Source organism: Herbiconiux sp. 320_LB, from assembly GCF_059691755.1.
In genome coordinates this window covers 279,734-296,295 of sequence record NZ_JCAWAD010000004.1, presented here as the reverse complement: position 1 = coordinate 296,295, position 16,562 = coordinate 279,734, and the positions used below count along the sequence as shown (strand labels likewise).

At 71.7% G+C, this 16,562-nt stretch carries 13 protein-coding genes; 4 read left to right on the top strand and 9 right to left on the bottom strand.

Annotated elements, in window-relative coordinates; translation table 11 throughout:
- Nucleotides 1-27: 27 nt before the first annotated feature.
- The gene (dinB, locus tag AC59HU_RS12770) at nt 28-1,287 is read right to left on the bottom strand and encodes a DNA polymerase IV (protein ID WP_497223803.1); all 1,260 of its coding nucleotides are present in this window, start codon (nt 1,285-1,287) and stop codon (nt 28-30) included.
- Nucleotides 1,288-1,426: 139 nt separating this feature from the next.
- On the opposite strand from dinB, the gene AC59HU_RS12765 reads away from it, so the two are divergent.
- Nucleotides 1,427-2,737 (top strand): alpha/beta hydrolase, encoded by a 1,311-nt coding sequence (locus AC59HU_RS12765; RefSeq protein ID WP_497223802.1) that lies wholly within the window; start codon nt 1,427-1,429, stop codon nt 2,735-2,737.
- Between the two features lie 4 nt (nt 2,738-2,741).
- The gene (locus AC59HU_RS12760) at nt 2,742-5,249 is read left to right on the top strand and encodes a bifunctional lysylphosphatidylglycerol flippase/synthetase MprF (RefSeq protein ID WP_497223801.1); all 2,508 of its coding nucleotides are present in this window, start codon (nt 2,742-2,744) and stop codon (nt 5,247-5,249) included.
- A 39-nt stretch (nt 5,250-5,288) separates the two neighbouring features.
- Here AC59HU_RS12760 and AC59HU_RS12755 read toward each other — a convergent pair whose 3' ends face one another.
- Entirely contained in the window at nt 5,289-5,810 is a 522-nt protein-coding gene (locus AC59HU_RS12755; RefSeq protein WP_497223800.1) for a GNAT family N-acetyltransferase, read from the bottom strand.
- A 123-nt stretch (nt 5,811-5,933) separates the two neighbouring features.
- On the opposite strand from AC59HU_RS12755, the gene AC59HU_RS12750 reads away from it, so the two are divergent.
- On the top strand, nt 5,934-6,533 hold the full coding sequence (locus AC59HU_RS12750) for a TIGR03086 family metal-binding protein (protein WP_497223799.1): 600 nt from the start codon (nt 5,934-5,936) through the stop codon (nt 6,531-6,533).
- Between the two features lie 70 nt (nt 6,534-6,603).
- Here AC59HU_RS12750 and AC59HU_RS12745 read toward each other — a convergent pair whose 3' ends face one another.
- From AC59HU_RS12745 to mnmA, 6 genes are all read right to left on the bottom strand, one after another.
- The gene (locus AC59HU_RS12745; RefSeq protein WP_497223798.1) at nt 6,604-7,119 is read right to left on the bottom strand and encodes a hypothetical protein; all 516 of its coding nucleotides are present in this window, start codon (nt 7,117-7,119) and stop codon (nt 6,604-6,606) included.
- A gap of 102 nt (nt 7,120-7,221) precedes the next feature.
- Complete coding sequence (gene gatB, locus AC59HU_RS12740; protein ID WP_497223797.1) at nt 7,222-8,739, bottom strand: Asp-tRNA(Asn)/Glu-tRNA(Gln) amidotransferase subunit GatB; 1,518 nt, start codon at nt 8,737-8,739, stop codon at nt 7,222-7,224.
- Entirely contained in the window at nt 8,739-10,253 is a 1,515-nt protein-coding gene (gene gatA / locus AC59HU_RS12735; RefSeq protein ID WP_497223934.1) for an Asp-tRNA(Asn)/Glu-tRNA(Gln) amidotransferase subunit GatA, read from the bottom strand. Before gatA ends, gatB begins: the two co-directional genes overlap by 1 nt.
- Before the next feature lie 26 nt (nt 10,254-10,279).
- Nucleotides 10,280-10,579 carry an Asp-tRNA(Asn)/Glu-tRNA(Gln) amidotransferase subunit GatC gene (gatC, locus tag AC59HU_RS12730; protein WP_497223796.1) on the bottom strand — a complete coding sequence of 100 codons (300 nt, stop codon included), beginning with the start codon at nt 10,577-10,579 and terminating at the stop codon, nt 10,280-10,282.
- Between the two features lie 40 nt (nt 10,580-10,619).
- Nucleotides 10,620-13,064 (bottom strand): NAD-dependent DNA ligase LigA, encoded by a 2,445-nt coding sequence (gene ligA / locus AC59HU_RS12725; RefSeq protein ID WP_497223795.1) that lies wholly within the window; start codon nt 13,062-13,064, stop codon nt 10,620-10,622.
- Nucleotides 13,064-14,242 carry a tRNA 2-thiouridine(34) synthase MnmA gene (gene mnmA / locus AC59HU_RS12720; RefSeq protein ID WP_497223794.1) on the bottom strand — a complete coding sequence of 393 codons (1,179 nt, stop codon included), beginning with the start codon at nt 14,240-14,242 and terminating at the stop codon, nt 13,064-13,066. The genes ligA and mnmA overlap by 1 nt, the downstream gene beginning before the upstream one ends.
- A gap of 98 nt (nt 14,243-14,340) precedes the next feature.
- Between mnmA and AC59HU_RS12715 the strand changes: the two genes are divergently transcribed.
- Complete coding sequence (locus AC59HU_RS12715; RefSeq protein ID WP_497223793.1) at nt 14,341-15,321, top strand: endonuclease/exonuclease/phosphatase family protein; 981 nt, start codon at nt 14,341-14,343, stop codon at nt 15,319-15,321.
- Nucleotides 15,322-15,383: 62 nt separating this feature from the next.
- On the opposite strand, the gene AC59HU_RS12710 is transcribed toward AC59HU_RS12715, so the two are convergent.
- Complete coding sequence (locus AC59HU_RS12710) at nt 15,384-16,559, bottom strand: cysteine desulfurase family protein (protein ID WP_497223792.1); 1,176 nt, start codon at nt 16,557-16,559, stop codon at nt 15,384-15,386.
- Nucleotides 16,560-16,562 lie beyond the last annotated feature (3 nt).

The window sequence follows — 16,562 nt, the reverse complement described above, 5'->3', positions numbered from 1 at the left end:
TTGCCAATGCGGTGGGGACCGGGCGCGTTACTGGCGGGTGCCGTTCTGCTCGGCCGTCTCGCCCGATCGCGGGGCGCGGACGAGCGAGGCGGGGCGCACGGAGTCGAGACCGAACCGGGCCGAGACCCGGTCGATCGTGCGCTCGGCGTCGCGCCAGCCCTCGGAGGGCGCGGTCTCGTCGGCCCAGAGGGCGGGCTGGTGCAGCGACCCGTCGGCCGCGCTCAACTGCTCGACCCGCACCCCGATCAGACGGATGGCCTCGCCGCGCGCGCCGACGGCCTCGTAGACGGCCGTCACCTCCTCGAAGATGCGGCGACCGAGATCCGTCGGCTCGGCGAGCGTGCGTGACCGCGAGATCGTGGTGAAGTCGGCGAACCGCAGCTTGAGGGCGACCGTGCGGCCGACCAGCCCGGCGGCCCGAAGCCGAGCGGCCACCCGGTTCGACTGGGCGAGCAGCTCGCGCCGCAGCACCTCCGGCGAGCGCTCGTCGATCTCGAAGGTGCGCTCGTGCCCGACGCTCTTCTCCTGACTCGTCGGCACCACCTCGCGGGTGTCGATCCCGTTCGCCAGCTCGTGCAGCTTGCCGCCCGCGGCCTCCCCCACCGCGCGGACGAGCGTGTCGAGCGGGGTGTCGGCGATGTCACCGACGGTGCGCAGGCCGAAGCGCTCGAGCTGCTCGGCCGTCTTCGCCCCGACGCCCCACAGCGCCCGCACGGGCAGGGGATGCAGGTAGGCGAGCACCTCGGAGGGACGGATCACGAGCATCCCGTCCGGCTTCGCCCGGCCTGACGCGAGCTTGGCCATGAACTTGGTGGGCGCGACGCCGACCGAGCACGGCAGCCCCGTCTCGGCGAACACCCGCTCGCGGAGCCGCTGGGCGATCACGTCGGACTCGCCGAGCAGGCGACGCGCGCCGGCCACGTCGAGGAACGCCTCGTCGATGCTGAGCGGCTCGACCAGCGGGGTCACCTCGCGGAACAGCGCCATCACGACCTTCGAGGCCGCCCGGTACTTCTCCATGTGCGGCTCGAGCACGACCGCCTTCGGGCACAGGCGCAGGGCCGCCCCGACCGGCATCGCCGAGTGCACGCCGAAGGCGCGGGCCTCGTAGGTGGCGCTGGTCACGACCGAGCGCGCCGACCGGCCGCCGATGATCACCGGCCGACCGACGAGTTCGGGATGCTCGAGCAGTTCGACCGAGGCGAAGAACGCGTCCATGTCGACGTGCAGGATGGGCGGACTCGGCTCGGCGGAGACTCCCCCGCCACCCGCTCCGCCGTTCGTCACAGGACGAGCCTAGGCGCGTCCACCGACACGCGGGAGGCCGGCGCCCGGCGTTCTCCCAGAGATCACTCAGAGCAGGGGAAAATACTGATCGACGCCCTTGCCATCGCCGGGTGCCCCGGAAGACGACAGGGATCGCCGCGTGAACCTCATCCTCGACATCGACATCATCGCCGGCCCGTTCGTGATCGCCGTCTACGCGGTCGCGCTCGTGGCCGCGGTGCTGCTCATCGTCATCCGCCCCAGCCGCCGCTGGAGCCGCGGCCGCTGGCTCGTGACGGCGCTCGCCTCGGCCGTCGTCGGCGGTCTGGTCGGCATCGGGCTCACCTGGCTGCTCAACGACCAGCTCGACCTGTTCGGGGCCCCGCTGTCGATCGTGGCCCGCAGCTGGATCGCGGTCGGCTTCGCCGGCTTCGGACTCGCGATCGCCTCGCTCTGGCGGGCGACCTGGAAGCGGGTGATCGCCTCGATCCTCGCCCTCCTGCTGTTCGCCGGCACCACCGCGATGTCGATCAACATCGATTTCGGCCAGTACCCCACGGTGCGCAGCGCCCTCGGCATCAGCCAGTTCAGCGACAGCGGACTGCCCCCGGTCGTACCGACCGACGAGCCCTCCCGGCCGACCATCGCCACCTGGACCCCGCCGGCCGACATGCCCACCGCGGGCAAGGTCTCGACCGTGACGATCCCCGCGACGCAGTCCGGCTTCCCGGCGCGCCCAGGCGTGGTCTACCTCCCCCCGGCCGCGCAGGTCGCGAACCCGCCCCAGCTCCCGGTGCTGATCATGCTCTCCGGCCAGCCCGGCAGCCCCGAGGATCCGCTGGTCTCCTCCAAGCTCCAGCAGAGCCTCGACGAGTACGCCTCGGCCCATCAGGGCCTCGCGCCGATCGTCGTCTCGCCGGACCAGCTCGGCGATCCGGCCGCCAACCCGATGTGCATCGACTCGAACCTCGGCAACTCCGCGACCTATCTCACGGTCGACGTGCCGAACTGGATCACCGGCCACCTCAACGTGCTGCAGGGCCCGCACTTCTGGGGCATCGGCGGGCTCTCGCAGGGCGGCACCTGCTCGATCCAGCTCGCCGCGGCCTACCCCCAGCTGTTCGGCGCGATCCTCGACGCCTCCGGCGAGGAGACCCCGCGGGTCGGCGACGTGCAGACCACGGCCAATGCGGCCTTCGGCGGCGACGTGGCGAAGTACGAGGCCGCCTACCCCGAGAACATCATGAAGGCGCACGCCCCGTACACCGACATGTTCGCGGTCTTCGGCGTCGGCTCGAACGACAGCTACTACATCGACGGGGTCAAGAAGATCTACTCCGACGCCCAGGCCGCCGGCATGACGGCGACCTACATCGAGGCGCCGGGCAGCGCCCACGACACGACCACCTGGTCGTACGTGTTCAAGCAGGGGCTCGGCCTGATCTCGGACCACTGGGGCCTGAACCGGTGACCTCATGACCCGAGTCAGGCGGATCGCCCGCGCCGTGCTCTCCCGGGCTCGCTCCATCCCGGTCACCTGGGTGATCGTGGTGCTCGTGCTCGCGGCGAGCATCGTGCGGATGGCGATGCACCCGGGCCGCACCCGCGGCGGCATCGACGCCTTCGTCTCGACCGGCTTCGACGCCGTGTTCCTGCACCACGACTGGGTCTCGACGCTGACCTCGGTGTTCTTCGTCTGGAACCCGGCCGTGCTCGTCTTCGCCCTCGTCGCCATCGTCGTCGGCATCGGCTGGGCCGAGCGCCGGATGGGGCACCTGCGCACCGCGATCGCCTTCGTGGTCGTGACGGTCACCGGCATCGTGCTCGGGCTCGCGACCGAGGGCTTCGGCCTGGTGCTCGACCTCTACTCCGCCGAGATCACCCGCACCTACCGCACCGTCGACCCGATCATCGCGGTCGCCGGGGTGGTGATGGCCGCGAGCGCCTTCACCGGGCCCCTGGTCAAACGCCGGGTGCGGATCGTCGGCTTCGCGGTGCTGCTGGTCTTCGTGCTCTACTCCGGCCAGCCCTCCGACCTGTTCCGGCTCTTCGCCGCGATCGTCGGCCTCCTGCTCGGGATGCTGATGGCCAGGAGACCGGTGCGCCTGCGTCGACCTCGGGCCACCCGCCGCGAGACCAGGACCCTGCTGGCCGGCCTCGTCGCCGTCACTGCCCTCGGCCCGCTCGTCACGATCGTCTCGCCGTCGGGTTCCGGCGTGCTGAACCCGCTCGGCCTGCTCTTCCGCGATCCGCTCCGCGACTACGCGACGATCGCGGCCCGCTGTCAGACCGGCGACTACTCCCGGCGCTGCGTCGAGGCCCTCGCCCTGTCGCGGCTCGACGGGCCCGGTGCCGTGCTGCTCACGCTGCTGCCGCTCCTGGCACTGCTGGTGGCCGCCTGGGGCATCCGTCAGGGGCGTCGGGTGGCGCTCCTGCTCGCCGTGTCGATCAACCTCGCCCTCACCGTTCTGGCGGCGGTGTACTTCGGCTTCATCCCGTTCCTCTCCGACGACGAGTACACGGCGTTCCAGACCACCGCCGCCGAGGACTACCGGCCGTTCGAACTGGTCTCGATGCTCGTGCCGCTCCTGATCGCCGTACTGCTGATCGCCTCGGTCCGGCTGTTTCCGCCGACCGTCGGGCGCAGCTCGGTGCTCCGTTTCGGCGGTGTCGTCGCGGCGCTGTTCGTCGGCATCTCGGCGGTCTACCTCGCCGTGGTCACGGCGTTCGCCGACCAGTTCACCCCGCAGGCCTCCCTCGGCGACCTGCTCCTGGATCTGCCGGAGCGCTTCGTGCCGGTCGGCTTCCTCTCGTTCGAGCCCGCCGACATCTTCCCCACCGGGCCGGTCGCCGTCGTCGCCTCCCAGTGGGTCGGCCCGGTGTTCTGGGGCGCGGTGATCGTCGCCGCGGTGATCGGGATGCGCCTGCCGCACCCGGTCGGGCCGACCGGATCCGGCGGCGCGCCCACCGACCTGGCGCGGGTGCGCGAGCTGCTGTCCGCCGGCTCCGGCGGGACGCTGTCCTGGATGACGACCTGGAGCGGCAACCGCTACTGGTTCTCCGAGAGCGGCCAGGCCGTCGCCTACCGGGTCGTGAACGGCGTGGCGCTGACGACGGGCGATCCGCTCGGACCGGTGGCGACGCATCCGGAGACCGCGCGGGCGTTCATCGTCTTCTGCACCGACCACGGCTGGACCCCGGCGTTCTACTCGGTCACCGAGTCGCTGCGGGAGAGCCTCGACCAGGACGGCTGGTCGCACCTGCAGGTGGCCGAGGAGACGATCGTGCGGCCGGCGGGCTGGTCGCTGGACGGCAAGAAGATGCAGGACATCCGCACCTCGATCAATCGCGCCGCGAAGGAGGGCGTGCGGGCCGAGTGGACCACCCATGCGCAGCTCGGGCCCGCGTACGCGGCGCAGATCCGCGACATCTCCGAGCTCTGGGTGGCCGAGAAGGACCTGCCCGAGATGGGCTTCACGCTCGGCGGCGTCGACGAGCTCATGGCGCCGGAGGTTCGCCTGATGGTCGCGATCGACGCCGAGGAGCGCGTGCAGGGCGTGACCAGCTGGCTGCCGACCTACGAGGACGGCGTGGTCGTCGGCTGGACCCTCGACTTCATGCGCCGCGGGCCGGTGAGCATGAACGGGCTGATGGAGTTCCTGATCGCGCAGACCATCCTGCGGGCGCGGGAGGACGGGGTGCGGTTCGTGAGCCTCTCCGGGGCGCCGCTCGCCACGACGGGCGACGGCACCGGCGAGCCGGCCTCGGGCATCCTGCCGTTCCTCAGCCGCACGCTGGAGCCGGTCTATGGCTTCCGGTCGCTGCTGCGGTTCAAGATGAAGTTCCGGCCCGAGTTCGAGCAGCTGTACCTCTGCTACCAGGATCCGCTGACCCTGCCCGCGATCGGGATCGCGCTGGCGCGGGCGTACCTGCCGACGCTCTCCGCGCGTCAGGCGATGCGGACCCTGCGCAGCCGGGACTGACGGCGCCGGCGCCGCGGTCGCGCGCCTCGGAAGCCGCTCTCAGTGGGTGATCGGGCGGGCCAGCAGCGCCACCACGACCTCGCCGCCCTTGGTCGCCTGGCGGCCGACCTCGTCGAAGCCGAGTCGACCGTGGAACGCCAGCGACCCCGGGTTCGGCGGCTCGACGTTGACCTCGCAGTCGACCTCGTCAGCGCCCGCCTCGGCGGCCGCGAGGAAGACGGCGTCGTACAGCAGCGCCCCGAAGCCGTGGGATCGCTGGCCGTCGGCGACCACGATCCGGTCGACGTAGAGGAACCGGTCGCCGCGGGCGCTGAACCAGCGGTAGTTCTCGCTCTGGTAGTCCAGCCCCGGGGGCAGCGCCAGCACGAAGCCGAGCACGAGCTCCGGATGCGCGGGGTCGACCACGCCGACGGCGAGCCCGGCCGACTCGACCAGGGCGCGCAGCTCGTCCTCCTCGATCAGGTTCACCGCGGGCACCGAGGCGGTGTTGAGCTCGAGCAGCCTCGGCAGGTCGGCGTCGGTGAGCGGTCGGACGATCGGGGACGAGGGCACGGATTCCACCCGCCGAGACTACCGCGGCCGGTGCCGTGTTCGCTCTCCGCGGATCGCCGGTCGATCCCGGGTCTCGACGGAATGCGCGTCCGGATGCGGGAATTGACACTAGTGATCTCAAGGAGCCCCGCAATGACCCCTCGACCCCTTCTCGCCGACGACACCGCCACCTGGCTCCGACTGCAGGAACGCGCGCACCGCGAGTTCGCCGTGCGGGTCGCCGCCGTGAGCGACTGGGATGCACCGACGCCCGACACCGAGTGGCGGGTGCGCGACCTGGTCAGCCACGTGATCGAGGAGCAGCAGTGGGTGCCGTGGCTCCTCCAGGGCCTCAGCACGCGCCAGGCCAAGAGCAGGCTCCGCCCGCTGGAGGCCGACCTGCACCACGAGTGGCACCGCTACTCGCTGGCGGCGACCACGGCCTGGCACGACGCCGACCCGGAGGCGCTCGTGAACCTCGCGTCGGACACCGTGCCGGCGACCGAGTACCTCAAGGAGCAGGTGTCGGACGTGACGATCCACAGCTGGGACCTGGCCCGCGCGGTCGGCGCCGAGGAGCGCCTCGACGAGGAGCTGATCGCCGCGGTGTGGACGGTCTTCGAACCGCAGCGGGATGCGCTGGAGGCCAGCGGCCTGTTCGCCTCGCCCGTTCCGGTGCCGGACGACGCGCCGCTGCAGTCGCGGCTGCTCGCGCTGACCGGTCGCGACGACCGGGCGGCCTGGCCGGCCTGAGCCGCTGTGAACTGGTTTGCTGCCCGTCTGGGCCGGCGAGTGCCGACGCGTGCCGGCCGCCGCGGGCTCGTCAGGCGGTGAAGCGCGCCGCCGGCCGTCGGTAGGCCGCCGACCCCGCACCCTGGAACTCGAGCTCCGGATGCACGGCGCAGACCTCGCCGAGCAGCAGGTCGAGATCGCTGCGCAGCAGCTCGAGCTCGGCCGCGATGCGCCGGGGCTCCTCCTCCACACCCTCGATGAAGACGTTGCAGGTGGCGACCATGGCATTGAGGGGAGCCCACGCGCCCGAGCGGGGGCGCAGCGACCGCCTGGCCGTGCGGATGTCTTTCCGCAACAGCACGACCGACCGCATCACCCGGTTGAACCCGGAGTCGGGATCAGCGCGGTCGAGCGTGATCGGACCGCTGGTCTGCTCGGCCGCGAGTGCTCGCCGCGAGGCGATCTCGGCGATCAGCAGCCGAAGCGCGTTGACCTCGGCCAGTCGCTCGGTGCGCCGGGACTTGCCGCGGTCGATCAGCAGCGCCAGCAGCGCCCCACCGGTGACGCTGATGGTGGTGACGACGAGCTGGGCGAGAAGAACCTCCATGACCCCACTCTAGGAACAGCCACCGACACCGCCCGGAGTCCCGGGCGGTGTCGGACGACCATTCGGGCACCGCCCGGGATACCGGACAGTGTCGGCGAAGACCTACTCGGCGGCCGCGCGCTCCAGTACGAGTTCGCGGACGCGTGCCGCATCCGCCTGCCCCTTCATCGCCTTCATGACCGCACCGATCACCGCACCGGCCGCCTGCACCTTGCCGTCCTTGATCTTGGCGAGCACGTCGGGCTGGGCGGCGAGGGCCTCGTCGATCGCGGCGATCAGCGCGCCGTCGTCGGAGACCACGGCGAGCCCGCGGGCGTCCACGACCTCCTGAGGCGTTCCTTCGCCGTCGATGACGCCCTCGAGCACCTGGCGGGCCAGGCGGTCGTTGAGTGCTCCGCTCTCGACGAGGGCGACCAGCGCCGCGACGTCGGCGGGCGAGACGAGCGAGGAGGCCTCGGCCTCGCGTGCGTTCGCGAGTCGGGAGATCTCACCCGACCACCACTTGCGCGCGGCCTGCGGGCTCGCGCCGGCGGCGACGGTCTCGGCGACCTCGACCAGGAGACCGGCGTTCTGCACGTCCTGGAACTCGAGGTCGGTGAAGCCCCACTCCTGCTTCAGCCGGCGACGACGGGCGGCGGGCGGCTCGGGGAGCGCGGCGCGGAGCTCTTCGATCAGCTCGGCGGAGGGCACGACGGGCAGCAGGTCGGGCTCGGGGAAGTAGCGGTAGTCGTCGGCATCCGACTTCGGGCGGCCGGCCGAGGTCGTGCCGGTGTCTTCGTGCCAGTGCCGGGTCTCCTGGATGATGGTGCCGCCGTCGGCGAGGATCTGCGCCTGGCGCTGGATCTCGTAGCGGATGGCGCGCTCGACCGAACGCAGCGAGTTCACGTTCTTGGTCTCGGTGCGGGTGCCGAGCTTCGCCTGCGGCTCGCCCGGGGCGGTGCGGGGGCGCAGCGAGATGTTGGCGTCGCAGCGCAGGTTGCCGCGCTCCATCCGCGCATCCGAGATGCCGAGCGCGACGACGATGTCCCGGATCGTCGCGACGTAGGCCTTCGCGAGCTCCGGGGCGTCCTTCTCGGCGCCGTAGATGATGTCGGTCACGATCTCGACCAGGGGCACGCCCGCACGGTTGTAGTCGACGAGCGAGTACTCGGCGCCCTGGATGCGGCCGGTGGCGCCGCCGACGTGCGTGAGCTTGCCGGCGTCCTCCTCCATGTGGGCGCGCTCGATCGGCACCGTGAACATCCGGCCGTCGGGCAGCTCGACCTCGACCGATCCGCCGAAGGCGATCGGCTCGTCGAACTGCGAGATCTGGTAGTTCTTCGCCAGGTCGGGGTAGAAATAGTTCTTCCGCGCGAAGCGGCTCGACGGGGCGATCGAGCAGCCCAGCGCCAGGCCCAGGCTGATGCTGTACCGCACGGCCTCGCCGTTGACGACCGGCAGCGAGCCCGGGAGCCCGAGGTCGACGGGGGTGATGTTCGTGTTCGGCTCGCCGCCGAAGTAGTTCGGTGCGTCAGAGAACATCTTGGTCTTGGTGTTCAGCTCGACGTGCACCTCGAATCCGAGGACGGGCTCGAACAGTTCGAGCGCCTTGTCGAAGTCCATCAACTGCGCCTTGGCCATCAGACGGCCCCTTCTTCTGCGGCGGTCATCTCGCCGGGGGCGAGATCCGGTGCCTGGCTGATCAGGGTGTGACCCCACTTCTCCTCGAGCAGACGCTCGAGCACGCCGCCGACCCCGTAGAGCCGGGCGTCTTCGCGGGCGGGGGCGAGGAACTGGATGCCGACGGGCAGCCCGTCCTCCTTCGCCAGGCCGACGGGCAGCGAGATGCCCGGGATGCCCGCGAGGTTCGCCGGGATCGTCGCGATGTCGTTGAGGTACATCGCCATCGGGTCGCCGTCGTTCTGGCCGAGCTTGAACGCCGTGGTCGGCGCGGTCGGCGAGACCAGCACGTCGACGCCGGCGAACGCGGCGGCGAAGTCGCGCTGCACCAGCGTGCGCACCTTCTGCGCGCTGCCGTAGTAGGCGTCGTAGTAGCCGGCGCTGAGCGCGTAGGTGCCGAGGATGATGCGGCGCTTCGCCTCGGCGCCGAAACCGACCTCGCGGGTGGCCGACATGACGTCTTCGACCGTGCCGCCGCCGGGCGGGTTGACGCGCAGGCCGAAGCGCACCGAGTCGAACTTGGCGAGGTTCGAGGAGGCCTCGGCGGGCATGATCAGGTAGTAGGCCGAGATGGCGTACTCGAGGCTCGGCAGGCTGACGTCGACGATCTCGGCGCCCGCGGCCGCGAGGAGGTCGAGGGCTTCGCGGAAGCGCTCGAGCACGCCGGGCTGGAACCCGTCGCCGTCGAGCTCGGTGATGACACCGATCCGCAGGCCCGTGACGTCGGCACGGCGCACGGCCTCGGCCATGCTCGGCCATTCGTCGGTCAGCGAGGTGGAATCGCGCGGGTCGTGACCGCCGATGACGTCGTGGAGCAGCGCCGAGTCGAGCACGGTGCGGCTGACCGGGCCGATCTGGTCGAGGCTGGAGGCGAGCGCGATGGCGCCGTACCGGCTCACGCCGCCGTAGGTGGGCTTCACGCCGACCGTTCCCGTGACGTGCGCGGGCTGGCGGATCGAGCCGCCCGTGTCGCTGCCGAGCGCGAGCGGCGCCTCGAAGCTCGCCACGGCGGCGGCCGAGCCACCGCCGGAGCCGCCGGGGATGCGCTCCAGGTCCCACGGGTTGTGGGTGGGGCCGTAGGCGGAGTGCTCGGTGGAGGAGCCCATCGCGAACTCGTCCATGTTCGTCTTGCCGATCGGCACGAGGCCCGCGGCCCGCAGCTTCTGCATGACGGTGGCGTCGTACGGCGGAACCCAGCCCTCGAGGATCTTCGAGCCGCTGGTGGTCGGCATGTCGTTGGTGACGATGACGTCCTTGATCGCGATCGGCACGCCGGCGAGCGGATGCAGCGACTCCCCCGCCGCCCGCCGCTGGTCGATCGACTCGGCCGCCTTCAGGCTGAGCGCGGGGTCGGTGTGCAGGAAGGCGTGCACCTCGCCGTCGACCGCACCGATGCGGTCGAGGTGGGCCCGGGTCGCCTCGACGCTGGAGACCTCGCCGGAGCCGAGCTTGTCGGCCAGGGCCGAGGCCGACATCCTGATCAGTTCGTGGTCGTGGTTCGTCACTGCTCCTCCCCCAGGATCGCGGTCACGCGGAAGCGCGAGCCGTCGTGGTCGGGAGCGCCCGCCAGGGCCTGCTCGGTGGTGAGGGTCGCGCCGGGCACGTCGGGGCGGTAGACGTTCTGCAGCGGGATCGGGTGGCTGGTGGCCGGCACGTCGGCCGTGGCCACCTCGGACACCTTCGCGACGTTGTCGACGATCGAGCCGAGCTCAGTCGTGAGGCTGGCGATCTCCTGGGGTGTCAGGGCGATCCGGGCGAGGTTCGCGAGATGCGCGACCTGCTCCTGTGTGATTTCGGACATGGTGCTCCGGTGTTCTGTTCGCGAAGGGTGTGAGGGAATTCTATTCGGTCGGCCCGGACGCGGTCTCGGCGTCCGTCGCCTCGGTGCCGGACGCATCAGCGTCGGCAGCGTCGGTGTCGGCCGCGTCGGTGTCGGGCGCGTCAGCGGCGGCGGCTTCCGCCTCGGCCTCGGCGTCGGCAACCTCGGCGTCGGCCGCCTCGGGCTCGGCCAGTGCGGAGGGCCCCTCGGTCACCAGCAGCGCGAACTGGGCCGCGTCGATGATCCGGAGGCCCAGGGCCTCCGCCTTGGTCAGCTTCGAGCCGGCGCCCGGGCCGGCCGCGACGAAGTCGGTCTTCTTGCTCACGCTCGACGCCGCCTTGCCGCCGGCGGCGATGATCGCCTCGAGCGCGCCCTCGCGGCTGAACCCCTCGAGCGATCCGGTGGCCACCACGGTGACCCCCTCGAGCACTCCGCCGCTGCCACCCGCGGCACCCGGGCCCGGATGACCAGGCGTGCTGAACTGCACGCCCGCATCGGCCCAGCGGTCGAGGATCTCGACGTGCCAGTCGACCGAGAACCAGTCGATCAGGGCGTCGGCGATGATGCCGCCCACGCCGTCGACCGCCGCCAGCTCGTCGCGGGTCGCGGCCCGGATCGCATCCAGAGAACCGAAGTAGTCGGCCAGGGCGCGTGCCGCGACCGGCCCGACGTGACGGATGCTGAGCGAGACGAGGATGCGCCAGAGCGGCTTGGTCTTCGCCTTCCCGATCTCGTCGAGCAGCTTGATCGCGTTGGCGTTTGGCACGAAACCCTCGTCGCCGTCGAACTCGCCGCGGGACGCGGCCTCGGGGTCGAAGGGCGGGTCGGTCTTCTTGCGCTGCCGCCGGAACGGCGCGACGACCTTCGGCGACGAGCCGTCCCGGTCGAGCTTGGGCATGCCGGTCTCGGAGTCGCGGACGATCACGCGGATGGGGAAGAGGTCTTCCATCTTGAGCGAGAACAGGCCCGCCTCGGTGACCAGCGGAGGCTCTGCCGGTTCGAGCGGCTGGGTCAGCGCCGAGGCGCTCACCTCGCCGAGCACCTCGATGTCGAGAGCACCGCGCGAGCCGACGTGCTCGACGCGACCGCGCACCTGGGCGGGGCAGCTGCGCGCGTTCGGGCAGCGGAGGTCGATGTCGCCCTCCTTGGCCGGGGCGAGCTTCGTGCCGCACTCGGGGCAGAACTCGGGCATCACGAAGGCGCGCTCGCTGCCGTCGCGGAGCTCGACGACCGGGCCGAGCACCTCGGGGATGACGTCGCCCGCCTTGCGGAGCACCACGGTGTCGCCGATCAGCACGCCCTTGGCCTTCACGACGTCTTGGTTGTGCAGGGTCGCCTGCCGCACCTCGGAGCCGGCGACCTCGACCTTCTCCATGACCGCGAACGGGGTCGCCCGGCCGGTGCGGCCGACGCTGACCACGATGTCGAGCAGCTTGGTGTTGACCTCTTCGGGCGGGTACTTGTAGGCCGTGGCCCAGCGGGGGGCGCGGCTGGTCGCGCCGAGCTCGGCGTGCAGCGCGAGATCGTCGACCTTCACGACGATGCCGTCGATCTGGTGCTCGACGCTGGCCCGGTGGATGCCGTAGTAGCGGATGAACTCGGCGACCTCGCCGATCGTGTCGAACACGCGGTAGTGGGTCGAGGTCGGCAGCCCCCAGGTCGCCAGCAGCTCGTAGACCTCGGACTGGGCGGAGACGGGAGGATCGGGCCAGGCGCCGATGCCGTGCACCAGCATCCGGAGCGCCTTGAGCCGGCCGGTCACCAGCGCCAGCTGCCGTTCGGTCTTGCCCTCGGACTTCTGGCGCAGCGAGCCTGCCGCCGCGTTGCGCGGGTTCGCGAAGACCCGCTCGCCGGCGGCCTCCTGGGCCGCGTTCAGGTCGTCGAAGGCGGCGACCGGGAAGAAGATCTCGCCGCGCACCTCGACCAGGGGCGGATGCCCCGTGCCCTTCAGCCGGGCCGGGATGGTCTCGATCTGGAGGACGTTCTCGGTCACGTCCTCCCCCACGACGCCGTCGCCGCGGGTGGCCGCCGTGACGAGCACGCCGTTCTCGTAGCGGAGGTTGATGGCCAGCCCGTCGATCTTGAGTTCGCTGAGGAAGCGCACGCGGGCGCGCCCGGCATCCCGCTCGACCTTCGCGGCCCACTCGTCGAGCTCGTCCTCGCTGAAGACGTTGTCGAGGCTCAGCATGCGCTCGGCGTGCGTCACCGGCGTGAACATCGTCGTGACGGCCCGGCCGCCGACGGTCTGGGTGGGGCTGTCGGGCGACTGCAGTTCGGGATGCTCGCGCTCGAGCTCGTCGAGGCGCCGGACCAGCTGGTCGTACTCCTGGTCGGAGACGGTCGAGGCGTTCTTCTCGTAGTACTCGTCTCGGAGTTCGAGGATGCGGACGGTCAGCGCGTCGGCCTCGGCCTTCGCCGCTTCGAGCGCCCCCGGCGTCTCGGCCGGCAGGGCCTCCCCGCCCGCCATCAGCGACCCGCGCCCACGACAACCGGAACGGCCCCGGCAACGGGCTCCGGCACGGCCCCGGCAACCGGCACGGCCACCGCACTCACCGTGCGGTCGATCGTGCACTGCCCCAGCACGCGCGTGCCGACGTAGATGACCGCGGTCTGCCCCGGGGCGACGCCGTTGAGCGGGGTCGTCGGGGTGACCACGAGCTCGGGGCCCTCGGCCCCCTCGCGCACCCGGGCGACGGCCTCGACCGGGTCGGCGTGGGCGCGGATCTGCACCTCGCAGGCGAAGTCGAGTTCAGGATGCTCGGGCGCCAGGCCCGCCCAGGTGAACCGGGAGCCGGCGATCTCGGCGATGTCGAGCGCCTCCTTCGGGCCGACCACCACCGTGTTCTCCTTCGGCCGCACCTCGAGCACGAACCGCGGCTTGCCGTCGGCGGCCGGGGTGCCGAGCTTGAGGCCCCGGCGCTGACCGACCGTGAAGGCGTGGGCGCCCTCGTGCGAGCCGACCACGGCCCCCTCCCGGTCGAGGATCTCGCCGGTCGCCGTGCCGACCCGGTCGGCCAGCCACCCGCTGGTGTCGCCGTCCGGGATGAAGCAGATGTCGTGGCTGTCGGGCTTGTTGGCGACCGAGAAGCCGCGGGCGGCGGCCTCGGCCCGCACCTCGGCCTTGGAGGGCGTGGTGCCGAGGGGGAAGTAGGAGTGGGCGAGCTGCTCGGCGGTGAGCACCCCGAGCACGTAGGACTGGTCTTTGGCCCACGCGGCCGCGCGGTGCAGTTCTCGGTTTCCCGCCGCATCCGTCGTGACCGTCGCGTAGTGGCCGGTGCAGACCGCGTCGAAGCCCAGGTCGAGGGCCTTCTCGAGCAGGGCGGCGAACTTGATGCGCTCGTTGCAGCGCATGCACGGGTTGGGCGTGCGCCCGGCGGAGTACTCGGCGATGAAGTCGTCGACCACGTCGGCCTTGAACCGCTCCGAGAAGTCCCAGACGTAGTAGGGGATGCCGATCTTGTTGGCGGCGCGCTGCGCATCCATCGAATCCTCGATCGTGCAGCAGCCTCGGCTGCCGGTGCGGAGCGTGCCGGGCATGCGGCTGAGGGCCAGGTGCACTCCGACCACCTCGTGACCGGCCTCGACCGCGCGTGCCGCGGCGACGGCGGAGTCGACACCGCCGCTCATAGCTGCCAGAACCTTCATGCCTCCAGCATACGTGCGGCCTCTGACAGCGGAACGGGCGGCCGACTCACACCCTCGCCTGGGTCAATATCCAGTCTGGCGGTGCAGACTTGTCAGCGATGTCAGCACTGCTCGAGGCACCTCGCGACACCGCGCGGCCCACCCCGTCCCGACGCCGATCGCGAACCCGACCCGGGCTCGGCGTCGTCGTCGTGGTGCTCTCCCTCCTCCTCGCCGCATCCCTCGCCCTTCACGCCTTCGTGCCCGAGCTGTTCGGCCTCGCCCTGCTCTTCGAGTCGGCGCTGCCCTGGTTCGGCCTCCTGGTGCCGCTGCTTCTCGTGATCGGCCTGATCAGTCGCAGCAAGGGCGCGATCGGCGCCGCGCTCGTGCCCGCCGTGGTCTGGGGGGTCATGTTCGTCCCGGGCATCGTGCCGCTCGCCTGGAGCGCACCGGCACCCGGCGGCGACAGCCTCACGGTGGCCAGCCAGAACGTCGAGGTCGACTCCGGCACCGCCGGGGCCTCCGCCTCCGCGCTCGCGGCGACGGGCGCCCAGGTGATCGCGCTGCAGGAGATGGACCAGACCGCGCGCGACCAGGCCGCGAGCGTGCTCGACGCCGACTACCCCTACAGCTACGGCATCGGCACGGTCGGCGTCTGGAGCCGCTACCCGATCGAGAACGCCCAGGCGCTCGACCTCGGGCTCGGCTGGCAGCGCGGCCTGGCGGCCGACCTGTCGACCCCGACCGGTCTGGTCAGCATCTACGTCGTGCACGCGGCCTCCGCCCGACCCGACGACCACGCGGCCCGCGACGAGATGCTCGCGAACCTCGCCGACTACGTGCCGCGCGACGAGAACGAGCGCCTGCTCATGGTCGGCGACTTCAACGCCGGGTCGGATGACCGCAACCTCGCCGGTCTCACCGATCAGCTGAGCGAGGCGAACCAGAGCGAGGGCGGCTTCGGCTTCACCTGGCCGGCCTCCTCGCCCGCGACCCGGCTCGACCACCTGCTGCAGCGCGGCATGGACGTCACCTCGAACCGCACGATGACCGCCGGCGACTCCGACCACCTGGCGATCGTCACCACGCTCACCCTCTGAGCCGTCCCGAAGCGCTCACATCTCCCGCACCCGTCCCGAAGCCCTCAGACCTCCCGAAGCCCTCACACCTCGCGCGACGCGAACCCGGCCTTCCGCGCCGTCGCGTACGCGGCCGGCAGCGCGGCGACCAGCGCGTCGACCTCGGCCTCGGTCGTGCCGTGCCCGAGCGTGAACCGGAGCGCCCCGCGGGCCTCCTCCTCCGGCAGACCCATCGCGGTGAGCACGTGCGAGACCTCGGGCACCCCGGCCTGGCAGGCCGAGCCGGTCGACACCGAGAAGCCCGCCATGTCCAGGAGGAACAGCAGCGAATCGCCCTCCGCTCCGGGGAAGGTGAAGTGCGCGTTGCCGGGAAGCCGCCCCTCCGCCGTCGGGTCGCCGCGCAGCACCGCCTCGGGCACGGCCTCCCGCACGCCGGCGATCAGACGGTCGCGGAGCATCCCGAGCCCGTCGACGAACCCGGCCGAGTCGAGCGACTCCCGCGCCGCGGCGGCGAAGGCGACGGCGCCGGCCGCGTCCTGCGTGCCCGAGCGCACCCGCTGCTGGTTGCCGCCGTGGATGAGGGCCTCGACCTCCCAGGAGCGCGAGAGCACCAGCGCGCCGATCCCCACCGGGCCGCCGATCTTGTGGGCCGAGATGCTGAGGGCCGCGGCACCCAGGGCGTCGAAGGCGATCGGGAGGTAGCCGTAGGCCGCCACCGCGTCCAGGTGCACCGGCACCCCGGCGGCCGTCGCGAGGGCGACGAGCTGGTCGACCGGCTGCACGGTGCCCACCTCGTTGCTGGCCCAGAGCACCGACACCAGGGCGACGGATGCGCCGTGCTCGGCGAGCGCCTCCTCCAGCACGGCGGGTCGCAGCCGCCCGTCGGCGTCGATCGGCAGCCAGTGCACCTGGGCGCCCTCGTGCGCGACCAGCCAGTCGACCGCGTCGACCGTCGCGTGGTGCTCGCCCGAGGCGACCAGCAGCACCGGCCGGGGCGCATCCTGCTGCCGCTTCCAGTACAGACCCTTGACCCCGAGGTTCACCGACTCGGTGCCGCCCGAGGTGAAGACGACCTCGATCGGCTCGGCCCCCACCGAGGCGGCGACGATCTCGCGGGCCTCCTCGAGCATCCGCTTCGCATCCTGACCCTGGCTGTGGATCGACGAGGGATTGCCCACGAGGCCCAGTGCGTCGACGTAGGCCGCGCGGGCCGCGGGGAGCATCGGCGTGGTCGCCGCGTGGTCGAGGTAGACGGGCATGGC

Coding starts and splice junctions, on each gene's coding strand:
- AC59HU_RS12760 (WP_497223801.1), top strand. CDS start 2,742: ATGACCCGAGTCAGGCGGATCGCCCGCGCCGTGCTCTCCCGGGCTCGC.
- AC59HU_RS12750 (WP_497223799.1), top strand. CDS start 5,934: ATGACCCCTCGACCCCTTCTCGCCGACGACACCGCCACCTGGCTCCGA.
- AC59HU_RS12745 (WP_497223798.1), bottom strand. CDS start 7,119: ATGGAGGTTCTTCTCGCCCAGCTCGTCGTCACCACCATCAGCGTCACC.
- gatB (WP_497223797.1), bottom strand. CDS start 8,739: ATGGCCAAGGCGCAGTTGATGGACTTCGACAAGGCGCTCGAACTGTTC.
- gatA (WP_497223934.1), bottom strand. CDS start 10,253: ATGTCGGCCTCGGCCCTGGCCGACAAGCTCGGCTCCGGCGAGGTCTCC.
- gatC (WP_497223796.1), bottom strand. CDS start 10,579: ATGTCCGAAATCACACAGGAGCAGGTCGCGCATCTCGCGAACCTCGCC.
- ligA (WP_497223795.1), bottom strand. CDS start 13,064: ATGGCGGGCGGGGAGGCCCTGCCGGCCGAGACGCCGGGGGCGCTCGAA.
- mnmA (WP_497223794.1), bottom strand. CDS start 14,242: ATGAAGGTTCTGGCAGCTATGAGCGGCGGTGTCGACTCCGCCGTCGCC.
- AC59HU_RS12715 (WP_497223793.1), top strand. CDS start 14,341: ATGTCAGCACTGCTCGAGGCACCTCGCGACACCGCGCGGCCCACCCCG.
- AC59HU_RS12710 (WP_497223792.1), bottom strand. CDS start 16,559: ATGCCCGTCTACCTCGACCACGCGGCGACCACGCCGATGCTCCCCGCG.